The 14,266-nt window shown below is 50.7% G+C and carries 16 protein-coding genes; 4 read left to right on the top strand and 12 right to left on the bottom strand.

Annotation, left to right across the window (positions count from 1 at the left end; all coding sequences use genetic code 11):
* Window positions 1-206: 206 nt before the first annotated feature.
* The 3 genes from yaiA to OGY17_RS04465 form a co-directional block, all read right to left on the bottom strand.
* On the bottom strand, window positions 207-398 hold the full coding sequence (gene yaiA / locus OGY17_RS04475; RefSeq protein ID WP_003021472.1) for a protein YaiA: 192 nt from the start codon (window positions 396-398) through the stop codon (window positions 207-209).
* A 26-nt stretch (window positions 399-424) separates the two neighbouring features.
* Window positions 425-970 (bottom strand): shikimate kinase AroL, encoded by a 546-nt coding sequence (gene aroL / locus OGY17_RS04470; protein ID WP_284880183.1) that lies wholly within the window; start codon window positions 968-970, stop codon window positions 425-427.
* 186 nt (window positions 971-1,156) lie between these two features.
* Window positions 1,157-1,612, bottom strand: a complete 456-nt coding sequence (locus OGY17_RS04465; RefSeq protein ID WP_048214806.1) for a YaiI/YqxD family protein — start codon at window positions 1,610-1,612, stop codon at window positions 1,157-1,159.
* 273 nt (window positions 1,613-1,885) lie between these two features.
* Between OGY17_RS04465 and proC the strand changes: the two genes are divergently transcribed.
* Window positions 1,886-2,695 (top strand): pyrroline-5-carboxylate reductase, encoded by an 810-nt coding sequence (gene proC, locus OGY17_RS04460; protein ID WP_008783907.1) that lies wholly within the window; start codon window positions 1,886-1,888, stop codon window positions 2,693-2,695.
* A gap of 17 nt (window positions 2,696-2,712) precedes the next feature.
* On the opposite strand, the gene adrA is transcribed toward proC, so the two are convergent.
* The 5 genes from adrA to OGY17_RS04435 form a co-directional block, all read right to left on the bottom strand.
* Entirely contained in the window at window positions 2,713-3,828 is a 1,116-nt protein-coding gene (gene adrA, locus OGY17_RS04455) for a diguanylate cyclase AdrA (protein WP_095533161.1), read from the bottom strand.
* 91 nt (window positions 3,829-3,919) lie between these two features.
* Window positions 3,920-4,240, bottom strand: a complete 321-nt coding sequence (psiF, locus tag OGY17_RS04450; RefSeq protein WP_003830956.1) for a phosphate starvation-inducible protein PsiF — start codon at window positions 4,238-4,240, stop codon at window positions 3,920-3,922.
* Between the two features lie 97 nt (window positions 4,241-4,337).
* A complete protein-coding gene (gene phoA / locus OGY17_RS04445) occupies window positions 4,338-5,753 on the bottom strand; it encodes an alkaline phosphatase (RefSeq protein WP_008783904.1) in 1,416 nt (471 codons plus the stop codon).
* 104 nt (window positions 5,754-5,857) lie between these two features.
* Window positions 5,858-6,100 carry a sigma-S stabilization anti-adapter protein IraP gene (locus OGY17_RS04440; protein ID WP_079935136.1) on the bottom strand — a complete coding sequence of 81 codons (243 nt, stop codon included), beginning with the start codon at window positions 6,098-6,100 and terminating at the stop codon, window positions 5,858-5,860.
* Between the two features lie 248 nt (window positions 6,101-6,348).
* Window positions 6,349-7,545 carry a multidrug efflux MFS transporter gene (locus OGY17_RS04435; RefSeq protein ID WP_100272851.1) on the bottom strand — a complete coding sequence of 399 codons (1,197 nt, stop codon included), beginning with the start codon at window positions 7,543-7,545 and terminating at the stop codon, window positions 6,349-6,351.
* Window positions 7,546-7,846: 301 nt separating this feature from the next.
* Here OGY17_RS04435 and ddlA point away from each other — a divergent pair, with 301 nt between their 5' ends.
* Window positions 7,847-8,941 (top strand): D-alanine--D-alanine ligase, encoded by a 1,095-nt coding sequence (gene ddlA / locus OGY17_RS04430; protein WP_126319067.1) that lies wholly within the window; start codon window positions 7,847-7,849, stop codon window positions 8,939-8,941.
* Window positions 8,942-8,964: 23 nt separating this feature from the next.
* Here the strand turns inward: ddlA and OGY17_RS04425 are convergent, their stop codons facing one another.
* The gene (locus OGY17_RS04425) at window positions 8,965-9,183 is read right to left on the bottom strand and encodes a DUF2754 domain-containing protein (protein ID WP_003830949.1); all 219 of its coding nucleotides are present in this window, start codon (window positions 9,181-9,183) and stop codon (window positions 8,965-8,967) included.
* A 264-nt stretch (window positions 9,184-9,447) separates the two neighbouring features.
* Here OGY17_RS04425 and OGY17_RS04420 point away from each other — a divergent pair, with 264 nt between their 5' ends.
* The gene (locus OGY17_RS04420) at window positions 9,448-9,771 is read left to right on the top strand and encodes a DUF2755 family protein (protein ID WP_032942507.1); all 324 of its coding nucleotides are present in this window, start codon (window positions 9,448-9,450) and stop codon (window positions 9,769-9,771) included.
* Here OGY17_RS04420 and OGY17_RS04415 read toward each other — a convergent pair.
* Both OGY17_RS04415 and sbmA read right to left on the bottom strand, forming a co-directional pair.
* Window positions 9,756-10,859, bottom strand: a complete 1,104-nt coding sequence (locus tag OGY17_RS04415) for a DUF1615 domain-containing protein (RefSeq protein ID WP_048214809.1) — start codon at window positions 10,857-10,859, stop codon at window positions 9,756-9,758. The genes OGY17_RS04420 and OGY17_RS04415 overlap by 16 nt on opposite strands.
* Before the next feature lie 15 nt (window positions 10,860-10,874).
* Window positions 10,875-12,095, bottom strand: a complete 1,221-nt coding sequence (gene sbmA / locus OGY17_RS04410) for a peptide antibiotic transporter SbmA (RefSeq protein WP_191226343.1) — start codon at window positions 12,093-12,095, stop codon at window positions 10,875-10,877.
* A 384-nt stretch (window positions 12,096-12,479) separates the two neighbouring features.
* On the opposite strand from sbmA, the gene ampH reads away from it, so the two are divergent.
* Window positions 12,480-13,637: a D-alanyl-D-alanine-carboxypeptidase/endopeptidase AmpH gene (ampH, locus tag OGY17_RS04405; RefSeq protein WP_003830945.1), complete on the top strand. Its 1,158-nt coding sequence runs from the start codon at window positions 12,480-12,482 to the stop codon at window positions 13,635-13,637.
* A gap of 1 nt (window position 13,638) precedes the next feature.
* Here ampH and iprA read toward each other — a convergent pair whose 3' ends face one another.
* Entirely contained in the window at window positions 13,639-14,262 is a 624-nt protein-coding gene (iprA, locus tag OGY17_RS04400; protein ID WP_103285695.1) for a hydrogen peroxide resistance inhibitor IprA, read from the bottom strand.
* Window positions 14,263-14,266 lie beyond the last annotated feature (4 nt).

Raw genomic sequence — 14,266 nt, 5'->3', positions numbered from 1 at the left:
GATAAGTGCCGGGCGCTGACCTGTGCTACAAATGCTCAAAAGCGTAGCAGTAGATCGGCGGTGTATTGTGTAAAGATTCCAGATCATTCCAGTACTGGATTGTTATTGTTTAATTTTCAATTTTTACTGTATACGGCGAAATTTAAAATAATGTGATGTACGCCCGGACTGGCACTTTTAAGACTCGTGCCAGAGCGGTCTTCATATCAGGTTTTATCGGGGTCTTCGTAGCGTTTTTTAGCATCCATCGCTTCCTGAGCTGAAGGATGCTCACTGATCAACGAATTCGGTTTAGGGTGGTCGGCACGAAGTTGATACCAGGTTACCGTCTGGCCTGGCGTCCCTTTTTCAACCGTAACAATGGTCGCTTGACGTGGGTAAGGTGGTTGTGTCGGCATAGTTCTTCCTTTTCACTGGATGAACATTAAGTATAGACACCGCCCTGCAACCGTGGCGCTGCCTGCGCCAGTATCCCAAGAATGTCTTCCACTACCTGCGAAGGCGGATTGGTGGCATCAACGATATAGTGCGCAGCCTCGTGATACAAAACATCGCGCTGGGCGAGCACTTCCTGAACCTCTTCGGTCAACGGTTTGCCGGTTAGAGTCGGTCGCAATCCTTCTTCAGGCGTGGCCTCCAGACGATCAACCAGTACCGATACCGGTGCGCTTAGATAGATAACCACGCCGTGGCTGCGCATGTAATGACGATTAAATTCGGTAAGAATGATACCGCCGCCGGTCGCAACAACCGTGGCAGGAGCTGTAACAGCCTGCAGAGCGGTCGTTTCCTGGGCACGAAACCCTTCCCATCCTTCTCTTTCGACGATTTCCGCCACGGTCATTTGCACGTGCGATTGCAACCAGCGATCGGTATCAACGAACTGGAAATCAATAGCCTTTGCCAGCGCCATACCGGTTGTCGTCTTACCACACCCCCGGGGGCCAACAAGAAAAAGAGGTTGCGTCATCACAGAATTTCCCCAGAGAGCCGCCAACAAGCGGGATCTGATGCGGTTAAAAATATAATCATATCATCAAACTAGTACATCGCCAAAACCGTAAAGAAAAAATTACAGAAAGAATGGCGAGATGAGTTAACCCCTACTATAACAAGAATTCACAATGAATAAAGTGTAAATAATAAATTACACACTCTATTTTCTACGCTGAACTTCCAGCCACCACTTATCCAGTTCAGCCGCAAAATGCTGTCTGTCGCGGGGCGAAAGGCTGTCCGGCCCCCCGGTCTGGATACCGCTGGCACGCAGTGTATCCATAAAATCACGCATCATCAGACGCTCACGGATCGTCGCTTCGGTATAACGTTCGCCGCGCGGGTTAAGCGCCGCCGCACCTTTTTCAATCACTTCAGCCGCCAGCGGAATATCTGCCGTTATCACTAAATCACCGGCGCTGCACTGACGCACAATCTCGTTATCAGCCACGTCAAAGCCCGCAGGCACACGTAATGTGCTGATGAAACGCGAAGGCGGGACGCGCAGGCTTTGGTTGGCCACCAAAACAAGCGGCATTTGCATGCGCTCAGCGGCGCGGTACAAAATGTCTTTAATCACATTCGGACACGCATCGGCATCCACCCATATTGTCATAGCTTCTCCCCACTGGTGTGCTGTCGCACATTGTCGCGTGCTTTTACTTTCAGGCAAAGTGCTGTTTCTCCTTCTGAACATATTCATTCCGCGCTAAGCTTAGCTTTCCCAGATTTACCCTAAATAATTCGGGTTGCAGGCAGGCGGCAAGAGAGTGAGTCCCGATGAGCTTACTCTGGTAAGTGATTCGGGTGAGCGAACGCAGCCAACGCACATGCAACTTGAAGTATGACGGGTATAAAACAATGAATATCATCCATAGGGAGTGACAAGATGGACAAGAAAATTGGTTTTATCGGCTGCGGTAATATGGGCAAAGCCATTCTTGGCGGCATGATCGCCAGCGGCCAGGTTCTCCCCGGACAAATCTGGGTCTACACCCCTTCCCCCGATAAGGTCGCCGCGCTACACGACCAGTACGGCATTAATGCGGCGCAGTCTGCACAAGAAGTCGCGCAAATCGCTGATATTGTTTTTGGGGCCGTAAAACCAGGCATCATGATTAAGGTGCTGAGTGAAATTACCTCCAGCCTGAACAAAGATTCCCTGGTCGTCTCGATTGCCGCAGGCGTCACTCTCGATCAGCTGGCCCGCGCGCTGGGTCACGACCGTAAAATCATTCGCGCGATGCCAAACACGCCATCGCTGGTGAACGCCGGAATGACCTCCGTCACGCCGAACGCCTTAGTCACGCCAGAAGAAACAGCCGATGTGCTGAATATCTTCCGCTGCTTTGGTGAAGCAGAAGTCATTGCGGAGGCAATGATTCATCCGGTCGTTGGCGTCAGCGGTTCAGCACCGGCCTATGTATTTATGTTTATCGAAGCGATGGCTGATGCCGCCGTTCAGGGGGGGATGCCCCGCGCGCAGGCTTATAAATTTGCAGCACAAGCGGTAATGGGTTCGGCGAAGATGGTTCTGGAAACGGGTAAACATCCTGGCGAATTGAAGGATATGGTGTGCTCGCCAGGTGGAACCACCATTGAGGCGGTACGCGTCCTGGAAGAACGCGGTTTCCGTTCATCGGTGATTGAAGCGATGATTAAGTGCATGGAGCAGTCGGAAAAACTCAGCCGCTCCTGAGTTAACACCGCCGGACGTCAGGCCGCCGCTTCAGTGCGGTTACGTCCGGAATTCTTTGCTTTGTAGAGAGCCATATCTGCTGATTTTAACCATTCTCGATAGTGTTCAGTTTCAGACGTCAGCGGCGCAACGCCCACGCTAATGCGCAGGTCAACCTGCGGCGCGCAGGATAAACGCAGTTGGGTAAGCCGTTCGTGAACACGAGACATCGCTGCAATCGCGCTGCTCGCTGACGTGCCACACATGATTACCGCAAACTCATCACCGCCAAAGCGACCAATCACATCGCTACCGCGTAAGGTCATCTGTAACTGGCGGGTCAGTGCAACAATGGCCTGATCCCCGACGTCATGGCCCCACGTATCATTGATACTCTTAAAATGGTCGATATCGATGATAAGGAGCGTGGCATCACGCTGATGGCGGCGGCAATTATCAAATTCATTCCGCAGCAACAGTTCCCAATGACGTCGGTTATAAACCCCGGTCATCCCATCTCGCGTGCTCATAACCTGTAAGCGACGTTTATGTTCTGCCAGCCTGATGAGCGTCTGGTAACTCACCCAGGCAAACAGCAACGGGTAAACCACTAACACCGGCAGCGACAACAGCACACTCAGTTGCGTACTGCTAAAAGCCACGGGAATATCCGTTAACTGTAACGTCACCAGGCAGGAAACCACCATCAACACGGCGCCTGCGATGAAGACACGCATACCCCCTGCGCCCATCAGGTTGATACAGATAATCATCAACAGCGCCGTGGATGGCAGCAAGTTTATCCCCATAATCCCCATCCACATCCCGGCGAGAATGGCATCGGCTTTTAAGTTGGTATATTCGCTATGCAGTGGATCGATAGCTTTACTTGCCAATTGCCATGCCAGATGCGGCCAGACAAACGCCCATCCCACCAGCAAAAGCCACCAGCCTCCGGTTATTGGCTGAGAAACTAATACCGACGCGATAGGGAAAAACATTCCCCCCAGTCCCACCGCTCGCGGCAGCCTGATTCGTCGGGCAAATCGCAGACCGGAACGTTGGTGGTCATTTTGATGAAGCAATATAAATGCTTCATTCGGGACGACCTTCTTTTGATAAAAGTTTTCATCATTCATCGTATTTGGGAATATTCTGAAACAAATTTCCCAAATTATAGGAAGGGGTCTGGTGGCGGAAGTATGATATTTCGGGTGAGCGATTTTACCTGCTCACCCGGAAGTGCTAAGCAGATTTTTTCAGGCAAGCGCTCATAAACTTATTACGATCATCGCCTTTCAGAGACTGCTCCGTCGCCTTGACGTTGCATTCACGCATTTTCTGCTGCTGCGGCGTCAGGCTCTTTTCCTCAGGCGCAGATTTACTGTTTTTCAGGCAATCACTCATATAGGTCTTACGCGCATCCCCTTTTAAGGTCTGCGCCGTGGCCTGCTGATTGCAGGTGGTCATACGCTGTTGTTGCGGGGTTAACGTCTTCTCGGCAGCACCGACGGTAGTTAAAAAAATAAGGCCAAAGAGTAACGTCATTAATAATGTAATTTTCATAGCACCATCCTTTTCTGAACGACGACACACAGGTAAGTTTGGCTGCTAACGATAAAAATACCACCCGACGGCAAAAGTATTGCCGTCGGGTGTCAGCTTATTTCAGTCCTAACGCGGCTTTCATGGTGTAAAACAGATCGGTTTGATCGGTCAGGCCAACCACATTCGCCGCATGAGGGCCATAGGCTGCAATACGCAGTTGGCTGCCGGTGTGCTCCTGGGACTCTTCTTCAGAGTTGCCATAGCTGATGACCATCACCGCGCCATCTTTAGTGTTCAGCGCCTGCGTTAAACCGGGTGCTTTAGTATCCGGTGCGACAATCTGGCTGGCATGCGCGTGGTCAGCGGTTACCACAACCAGGGTGTTGCCATCTTTCTTCGCAAAGGCAAGTGCACGCTGCACCGCTTCATCCAGATCGACCGTTTCACCAATTTGTCCACACGGGTTAGCGGCGTGATCTTGTTTATCGATCGACGCGCCTTCTACTTGCAGGAAGAAACCTTTCTCATTTTTGCTTAACAGCTCAATCGCTTTATCCGTCATCTGCGCCAGCGTTGGCACGCTGTCGTTACGTTTTGGATTTGGCGTACAGGTCACTACCGGCTTATCCAGGTTGCCGTGATAAGACGCTTTCGGCCCTTCCCAACGCACTGGCATATTACCGTCTGAGAACAGACCCAACAGCGGTTTATCCTGATTCGCTTCGCTAACAGCCGCCAGCGTCGCGGCATCACTCACCATCTGGTAACCACGGGCCTGGGCTTGTTCTCGCAGCGTTTTACCCTGCCACTCACCTGCCGTAGCGGTTTCAGTAAAAGTCTTTGCTCCGCCGCCTAACGTAACATCCGCACGAGCATTCAATAATTGTTCGGTAATTGACCCTTTACCGCCTTTTTCCAGCGCGTTCGTCGGGCATTTTTCAGCCGTCACGCTCGGACCATAGCATTTACGCGAAGTGACATGGGCAACCAGTGCGGCCGGCGTGGCATCCTGCAATTCAGCCGTGGAAACGTTGCCTGTCGCCAGACCTGCCGCTTTGGCCATTTCCAGAATCGTGGTGTGATCTTTTTCATGAATATCCACACCCAGCGCCCCGTTATAGGTCTTCACGCCGGTTGTCCATGCTGTCGCAGATGCTGCTGAATCTGTCACATAATCGGGCTTGCCCGTTTTCTTATCCAACGCATAATGTGTGTATTGTCCGGTCAACGGTAAAGCATCAATACCTTTAAAAAAGCCGCCCGCGCCTTCAGCATAATTTCGCGCTGCCGTTATTTCGGAGTCGCCCATCCCATCGCCAATCAGTAAAATTATATTTTTGGCCGGTTTATCGTTCAGGGATTCGCGCAGAGCTGCCGTTTGATCGGCAGACAATCGGCGAGCGCCACCCGGCGTGGTGATATCTCCCTGAGCAGCACGATTATCCATAACCGCTACAGTAGATGTTTCTGCATTAATAACCGGGGTAAACAGCAAAGGTAACAGGGCAATAGCCAGAGCGCTTTGTTTCACTTTATATTCTCCATGTATAAATACGGTAAAATTAAAACAAAGCGACTATAAGTATTTGATGTGACACTTTTATGATAATTTGTGGTTACCCCACCACAGATGGATCACAACGCTTTTGGTACGCACTCACCAGCATTATGTATGTTCGTCAGAAACGCGGGCATGCGGTTTCCGCCAGCCAGCGCCCCCTCAATTTGACGAATAAATATTTGCCGATCGTTCCACGCCATATTGCGCAGCATTTCGATGATTACCCGCTCTAACGTTTCGACCTGTGCCGCCAGATCTTGCGATTCTTCTTCTTTTTGCGCGAGCTTAAGTAACAACTCAGTGACGAGGTTTTTCATTTGCCTATTCCCTTAACAAAATATGGGTCACGTTATCATTAAGGCTCACGACTGCCTAGAGGATGAAAGTTGTATTTTTATAAGAAATAAAACGATTTGCGAAAACAATCACAACACAAAATAAGGGAAAATGAGTCCTGAAGCAGAATGATTCAATATAAAAAGGTAAGAAAATTAATAATCACACAAATATATAATACACAATTATGGATTAACAACGCTGACAAGCAGCGTTGTTAATCAGGACCTCAACGAGCCGCGCGCCGACGTCGCAACGCGATAGCCAGTTGCCAGATATTGATAAGCACAATGCTTGCTGTAGCAATGAACACCCAACGGAACCCCGCCATTGCCGAAACCGTTGCCCCCATCAATGGCCCTGCGACGTTGCCAAGGTACATAAATGACTGGTTATAGCCAAAGATGCGTCCGGTTATCTGGTCGCTGGAGTATTTCACCAACAGCGTCTGCACCGCCGGCAACATCGCACCATCAGCAAAGCCGAGCAGAAAACGTAGAATTCCCAACTGCAACGGCGTGGTAACCCACGACATGGCAAAAAACAGCACCACCGCGAAGATTAACGTCGCCATTAAAATCCGCTCAGTACCAATACGGTCGCCTAATTTACCAAGTCGGGGCGCGGAAATCAGAGCAGAAATGCCCGGTACTGAGGCAATCAGCCCACTGAGAAAAGCAATATTCGAACTGTCCGGGACCATTGATTTAATAAATAGCGCCAGAATAGGCCCAATTGAGCCGTTACACAGTTGAATCACCATGGTGGTAAAAAACAGGCTGATCACCAACGCCGGATGCGAAAGCGAGGCAAACACGGCCTTCCCACTCAGACGTTCGCTTTTTTTAATCGTCGGGCGAACGCCCTCTTTGATCAAGAACAGTGTGACCAGAAAACTCACCACCAGTAAGGCGGCGGTAATACAGAATACCGCCCGTAAGCCAACATGATCGGCGATAAAGCCTCCCATCAGCGGTCCGCCAATGACGCCGCTAATTTGCGCCGTAGAGAGCGTACTCAGCGCCCAGCCGCTGCGCTCGCGTGGAACCTGGGACGCAACCAGCGCCATCGCATTAGGAATATAGCCGGAGGTTAACCCCATCACCCCGCGCAGCAGAAAAAGCTGCCAGACGTTAGTGGCAAATGCCTGTAGCAAAATCGCAATGGCCATCCCCAGTGAGGCCCGCAGCAGCATCAGCTTGCGTCCTTTGCGGTCGGCTAGACTGCCCCACATCGGAGAAACAATGGCTGAAATCAGGAAGGTGACGCTGAACGTTAATCCGGACCACATTGATAGCGCTTCATGCGAGGTCACGCCCAGTTGGGAGATATAGAGTGGTAAAAAAGGCAAGATTTGGCTAATCGCCAGTCCGGTAAAAAAGCATCCGAACCAAACGGAAATAAGGTTAACTCTCCAGGATTCCATAAGGACTCATAACGATAAGTAGCTGAAAACTGCGAGCAGCTTAACAAATTACTTAGCCGAATAAGGGTCTACAGGTGCGATAAATCACAGTTTAGGATTTTATCTTCCCGCTCATCATATTTGTGATATAGCTCACATCAAACCCATAATATAAACAGGGGATTGTGCTTCCCGCGCGATCTGCGTGTCTGTCCCCTTCTAATCCCCTGTCATTCGCCAAAACAATCTGCCAGAAGCCGAGGAAACCTGCGTTTTGTCGTGGTAATGTATGTGCTTTGCATTCATGGAATGGGTTTTTAAGATGGCAAAGTTGCGGGTAGGAATCGTATTTGGTGGTAAATCAGCGGAACATGAAGTGTCATTGCAATCGGCAAAAAATATTGTCGATGCCATCGACAAGACTCGCTTTGACGTTGTGCTGTTAGGTATTGATAAACAAGGGCAATGGCACGTCAGCGATGCCAGTAACTATCTGCTCAATTCAGACGATCCGGCGCATATTGCGTTGCGACCTTCTGAGACCAGCCTGGCGCAGGTACCGGGTAAACAAGAGCACCAGTTGATCGATGCACAAAACGGTCAACCGCTGCCGACGGTCGATGTTATTTTCCCAATCGTACACGGTACTTTGGGTGAAGATGGCTCTCTGCAGGGCATGCTGCGCGTGGCGAACCTGCCGTTTGTCGGTTCTGATGTGCTGGGTTCTGCTGCCTGTATGGATAAAGACGTGACCAAACGTCTGCTGCGTGATGCCGGGTTAAACATCGCGCCATTTATTACGCTCACTCGCGCGAATCGCAACAGCATCAGCTTTGCCGAAGTGGAATCCCGCCTGGGTCTGCCGCTGTTTGTAAAACCGGCCAACCAGGGATCGTCCGTTGGCGTCAGTAAAGTAACCAGCGAAGCCCAATACGATCAGGCCGTCGCGCTGGCATTTGAATTCGATCATAAAGTCGTTGTGGAGCAAGGGATCAAAGGCCGCGAGATCGAATGTGCGGTACTGGGCAACGATCATCCGCAGGCCAGTACCTGTGGTGAGATCGTGCTGAACAGCGATTTTTACGCTTACGACACTAAATACATTGACGATAACGGTGCCAAAGTTGTCGTTCCGGCAGCAATTGCGCCAGAGATTAACGATAAGATCCGCGAAATCGCCATTCAGGCCTACCAGACTCTGGGCTGTGCCGGCATGGCGCGCGTGGACGTCTTCTTAACTGCTGAAAACGACGTTGTGATCAATGAGATCAACACGCTGCCAGGCTTTACCAACATCAGTATGTATCCGAAACTGTGGCAAGCGAGCGGTTTAGGCTATACCGATTTGATCACTCGCCTGATCGAACTGGCGCTGGAACGCCATGCTGCGGATAGCGCGCTGAAAACCAGTATGTAAACCCGTCAGGATGCCTGATAGAGCTATTGGGCATCCTTTGCTTCATCATCTTCAACGCGGCGGCGGATGATTAATCCGGCCAGCCAAAAGCTAATCACCCAGGTCACCAGCCCCACCGCATAAGTTTGCCATCCCTGCGCTTCAAAACCTAATAACCCCACCACGCCATTCAGAATAAAGATAAGCCCAATAGCGAAAGCATAGTAGTGCCAGTCTCGGCGGATTTTTACAGGCAGGTTCATAACAGCTCCGGTGGAAATACAACACAGTAAGGCATCCTCGCACATTTCCCCGAGGGCGTCTGTGGCCTGTGCGGAATTTCTTAAATGTAACTCAGTTTAACTTAAGGTTACATAATTGTGACCGCCAACAAAAAACCGAAATCCAGGAATAATCTCTACCTGAAATTACCATCATTCTGATATTGACATTGCCGATCACCTGTCAGACTCACTCTCAGTTCCAGGCATTACGTCAAAAAAAGCAGGTTATTTCCGGAGGTCTTTATGGCTGATTTTACGCTCTCAAAATCCCTGTTTAAGGGCAAGCATCGGGATCCCTCCTCCCTGCCCGGCAACATTGCGTATGCCGTATTTGTGCTGTTTTGCTTCTGGGCGGGTGCACAGATTTTAAATCTGTTGGCCCACGCGCCCGGCATCTATGAAGAACTGATGCAGCTGCAAATGCAGGAGACAGGACGCCCGCGGGTTGAAATCGGTTTAGGCGTCGGTACCCTCTTTGGACTGATCCCCTTCCTGGCCGGAAGCCTGATTCTTGGCGTCATAGCGGCGGTCATGCGCTGGCGTCACCGTCATCATAAAGATGACTGATTCATACACTTCGCCCGACGATCGTCCACCCGTTTAGCAAACCATGCGGTAGTCAGATTACGCGTGATCTTCGGGCTTTCCAGTTGAATGCCCGGCAGCATTTCACGGGGTAACGTTTTCCCGGTCTTCGCTTCCGCCAGCTTATAAACCTTTTCGTACAATGCGGTTTTTTCAAAGGCCAGGCTGTCACCTTTTTGCAGTTGACGGCGGATCTCACTCTCGCTCATCCCTAGCTTCCCGGCCAGTTTACGTACCGCCAGCTCCGTTTTGCCCGGCTCACTGCTGCCATAGAGAATCAGATCCCCGTCCATCGCCAGCTTCACTCCGCTGGCTTTACTGACCGCATTCTGGAAAGCTGCATTGCGGCTCGCATACCATCCGGCATTAAAATCGGCGAAGCGGAAGATTGGCGCACTGTAATTCGCCGGGTAGTTGAGCAGATGATACGTACCGAACCACAACCCACCACGGCGGCTAAACACTTCCTGACGTACCGTCCCCGCCATTTTCCACGGATACCCGCTGGTGTGCTGCTCAGCAAACGCGATACTGACCTGCATTGGACCACCGGTATGTACCGGATTAAGCGATCCGAACAATGTCTGCCCCATCGGCACCATGTTGATGAAATCATCAAAGATGGCGCTAAGCTGTTTTTCCGTCTTCACCGTATCCAGACGCTCGCTGTAGCTTTTCCCCGTTGGCGAGTTAATCTTTAGCGCGGTATGCACGACAAACAGCGGGATATGCATGCGTTCTGCGCGACGGTCAATCTCTTTCCAGGCGATTTTGCTTAAACCAGGAACAGCCGGATCGGCCTGGAAGTTTGACTCCTGCTGCGCAACCGCCAGCACCGAACAGATATTTTCAACCGTTGGTGCCAGCTTCTGGCTTTCAAAGGTCTTTGCCAAATCCTGCGCCCATGCGTCCCGGTCTTTCACGCTGGCGGGCATTTTCTGGCGCACCACGCTCGCCACATCGACGGCTTTCTCCCCCTTTTTTAGCGGCTGCGCAGGTTGGCTACTACATCCCACCAGCACCAGTGCTGCCAGACCAGACAAGGGGTAAAGACGGGAAACCGTCGACATAACATCTCCTTATTATTAACTCAGCGTATGGGTAACTTCCTGAATATCCTGACCATCAAGCTCTCGTTCAAAGCTGCGCAGACGCTTATAAATAGACATCAGTTCTACTAACGTTGTCCAGGAGTTAATCAGATACTGGAACGAGCCGCGCACCTGGCCAAACACGTTAGTGATTTGCGTCATCAGGCCGAGCGTAATCGTACCGGCAACAATCGACGGAAACAGCAGGAACAAGCCGAAAACGTTATCAACCTGCAGGTAAAGAATACGGGCAATATTGAAGTACATATAGTGAAAATAGAGACGGAAGTAGTTTTGCCGTACCGCATGGAACAGTTCACGCACCGTCGGTGGCGTCGCACGGTTGCCATCATCTTCGCCATAGACCAATTCTTTACGATAGGCCGCTTCCACGCGCTGGTTTTTAAACTCCAGCCCGGGAAGCTTTATCCCGACCACGGCCAGTAAACCGGTTCCCATCAGCGACCAGACAATCGCGGCAATCACCAGGCCATAAGGCACATGTCCAACAATCGGCAGGTCAGGAACATGGGCTGAGAGCGTTACCAGTACAGGCAGGAAGGCAATCAGCGTCATAATCGCGTTGATAAAGCTGACGCCCATATCTTCCAGCGTAGAAGCAAAACGCATGGTGTCTTCCTGCACACGCTGCGCTGCGCCTTCGATGTGACGCAAATGCTGCCAGTGCGCCATATAGTGTTCGTTCATCGCGGTACGCCAGCGGAACACATAGTGGCTAACGAAGAAGTTGTTCATCACACCAATGACCACGGCTATCAGCGCAATGCCGAGAAAAACGCCCACTTCATGATAGAACTGCTCAATCTTCACCTTGTGTGGTGCGCTGAGCGCAGTTTGAATCAGGTCATAAAATGGCGCATACCAGGCGTTGACGGCGACGCCGACTTCAACCAGAAACCAGGTCACAAAAATAATCAGCGATGTGCCCAGAATAGACCAGTACTGCCAGCGGTGTGGGCTGTAGAGAAACCAGAACAGCGCAAACACCCCGACACAAAGAATGTAGTACGCATAAAAAATCAGGTAATCCAACGACCAGAAACGCGCTGCGCTAATAGGTACGTCTCCCGACGCGCCGGTAATATGTGCAACCCAGGCTCCTCCACCTGCTTGCCAGAATACAACGGCGACGAGTGCCCAAATAAATGCCGAAATAAAGAACGGCCCCGGCTTTGGGAAAAAAGACTTAAACATAGTGCTCTCCTGCTAACTTCTTATCGTTATGACGACTGCTGTGCATTTGCCACCGTAGAGTGCGGAGGCCAGACGGCTTACGCCCAAAAACACAAGCTGAAACCGACAATTGTGACCAAAACCGAGGCACTTAGTTCGCACCTCGGTTATGAAGAATTGTTTCTGTGGTTTTCACACTCGACAACGTTCCAGTATGTGCAGATTATCACAGCGTGAGATCACAAAAGCGAACATCCGCAATCCAGGAAACTCCTGTGTTTACTCATCGTTACGTTTTTCCCACTATCATTGGTTGATAAGCGCTTTGCAATACGCCGATGAGTAGTATAAATACGCATACGCACGACATCCTTTTTCACTTTCTCTAACTCATGGACACCACCGTTGAAACGTAGTCTGCTTTTTTCTGCCGCGCTGTGTGCGGCGTCATTGACATCTGTCCAGGCGGCACAGCCTATAACCGATCCGGTCTTCGCCTCTGATATCGTTGATCGTTATGCCGACCATATATTTTACGGCAGTGGTGCTACGGGGATGGCGCTCGTGGTGATTGATGGTAATCAGCGTGTATTTCGCAGTTTTGGTGAAACACGCCCCGGCAATAATGTTCACCCGCAACTGGATTCCGTAATCCGCATTGCCTCAATTACCAAATTAATGACCAGCGAAATGCTGGTGAAATTACTCGATCAGGGCACGGTCAAACTCAACGATCCATTGAGTAAATATGCACCTCCTGGCGCACGCGTACCCACTTATCAAGGAACACCAATTACGCTGGTGAATCTGGCGACGCATACGAGCGCACTGCCGCGCGAACAGCCTGGCGGCGCGGCCAAGCGCCCGGTGTTTGTCTGGCCAACCCGCGAGCAGCGTTGGAGCTATCTCTCAACGGCTACGCTTAAAGCCGCACCAGGATCGCAGGCTTCTTATTCCAACCTGGCGTTTGACCTGCTGGCCGATGCGCTGGGTACCGCGTCCGGTAAGCCTTATCCGCAGCTGTTTGAAGAAAAAATCACCCGCCCGCTGGGGATGAAAGACACCACCTTTACGCCGTCCCCCGATCAGTGTCGACGCCTGATGGTCGCGGAAAAAGGTGCCAGTCCTTGTAACAATACGCTGGCAGCGATGGGCAGCGGCGGCGTCTATTCAACGCCTGGCGATATGATGCGCTGGATGCAGCAGTATCTTTCTTCTGACTTTTATCATCGTAGCCAGCAGGCCGACCGGATGCAGACGCTGATTTACCAGCGTACGCAGTTAACTAAAGTGGTGGGAATGGACGTTCCAGGCAGAGCCGATGCGCTTGGTTTGGGCTGGGTCTACATGGCGCCGAAGAATGGCAGACCGGGAATTATTCAAAAAACCGGTGGCGGCGGTGGATTCATTACCTATATGGCGATGATCCCACAGCAAAACGTTGGGGCATTTGTCGTAGTGACGCGCTCTCCGCTGACCCGTTTTACCAATATGAGCGACGGTATCAACGAACTGGTTGCAGAGTTGAGCGGGTACAAGCCACAGGTCATTCCTGCATCCTGATTCAATACTCAAAAGGCAAACGGTTAATGCATACCAGTTTGCCTTTATTCATTTCAATGTAACCGCCTTTACGCAATGCTGCGAGAATCTCAGCGACAACCGAGCGTGAAATTCGTGTGCGTTGGTGAATATAGTTCATAACGCCGATGCGTGAACGAAGGGCTTCATCCCATTTCGTCATAGAGATCAATGTCGCGCGGATCTGATCGTAGGAGTTGTTGCCGATCAACTGCAGATCGCGTAATTCAAGCATGGAGTTTTGCCATGCCAACCAACAAAAAGCTTCACGCCAAAGCTGGCACTCTTCAATTATATTAATTGTTTGCGAGGCGGGTAGATGGTATCCCGTACAATCGCTTTCCGTGATTAATCTGTATTGTATATCTGTTTTTATCACACCATCTGAAAGCCCCATAATAAACGGTGCCTGCGCAATACCGACCAGCACATTCTCCCCTCGCCTCAGGGAAATTACACCATTTAAAATGATAAAGGTATCGTCACTGTTTATATCACTGGAATAAATTATTTCTTTATCGTTATCACACTCAAAGTGTTTGCCATATTTTGACAAACATTTATCAAGCTTACCAAATTCCACAAGCGGTTTATTTGCAGACAACATTTGG

Origin of the sequence: Citrobacter sp. Cpo126, from assembly GCF_030332445.1 — a bacterium.
Classification (GTDB): Bacteria; Pseudomonadota; Gammaproteobacteria; order Enterobacterales; family Enterobacteriaceae; genus Citrobacter; species Citrobacter portucalensis.
This window is presented reverse-complemented; position numbering and strand designations above follow the sequence as displayed.

Coding starts and splice junctions, on each gene's coding strand:
- yaiA (WP_003021472.1), bottom strand. CDS start 398: ATGCCGACACAACCACCTTACCCACGTCAAGCGACCATTGTTACGGTT.
- aroL (WP_284880183.1), bottom strand. CDS start 970: ATGACGCAACCTCTTTTTCTTGTTGGCCCCCGGGGGTGTGGTAAGACG.
- OGY17_RS04465 (WP_048214806.1), bottom strand. CDS start 1,612: ATGACAATATGGGTGGATGCCGATGCGTGTCCGAATGTGATTAAAGAC.
- proC (WP_008783907.1), top strand. CDS start 1,886: ATGGACAAGAAAATTGGTTTTATCGGCTGCGGTAATATGGGCAAAGCC.
- psiF (WP_003830956.1), bottom strand. CDS start 4,240: ATGAAAATTACATTATTAATGACGTTACTCTTTGGCCTTATTTTTTTA.
- OGY17_RS04440 (WP_079935136.1), bottom strand. CDS start 6,100: ATGAAAAACCTCGTCACTGAGTTGTTACTTAAGCTCGCGCAAAAAGAA.
- OGY17_RS04435 (WP_100272851.1), bottom strand. CDS start 7,545: ATGGAATCCTGGAGAGTTAACCTTATTTCCGTTTGGTTCGGATGCTTT.
- ddlA (WP_126319067.1), top strand. CDS start 7,847: ATGGCAAAGTTGCGGGTAGGAATCGTATTTGGTGGTAAATCAGCGGAA.
- OGY17_RS04425 (WP_003830949.1), bottom strand. CDS start 9,183: ATGAACCTGCCTGTAAAAATCCGCCGAGACTGGCACTACTATGCTTTC.
- OGY17_RS04420 (WP_032942507.1), top strand. CDS start 9,448: ATGGCTGATTTTACGCTCTCAAAATCCCTGTTTAAGGGCAAGCATCGG.
- OGY17_RS04415 (WP_048214809.1), bottom strand. CDS start 10,859: ATGTCGACGGTTTCCCGTCTTTACCCCTTGTCTGGTCTGGCAGCACTG.
- sbmA (WP_191226343.1), bottom strand. CDS start 12,095: ATGTTTAAGTCTTTTTTCCCAAAGCCGGGGCCGTTCTTTATTTCGGCA.
- iprA (WP_103285695.1), bottom strand. CDS start 14,262: ATGTTGTCTGCAAATAAACCGCTTGTGGAATTTGGTAAGCTTGATAAA.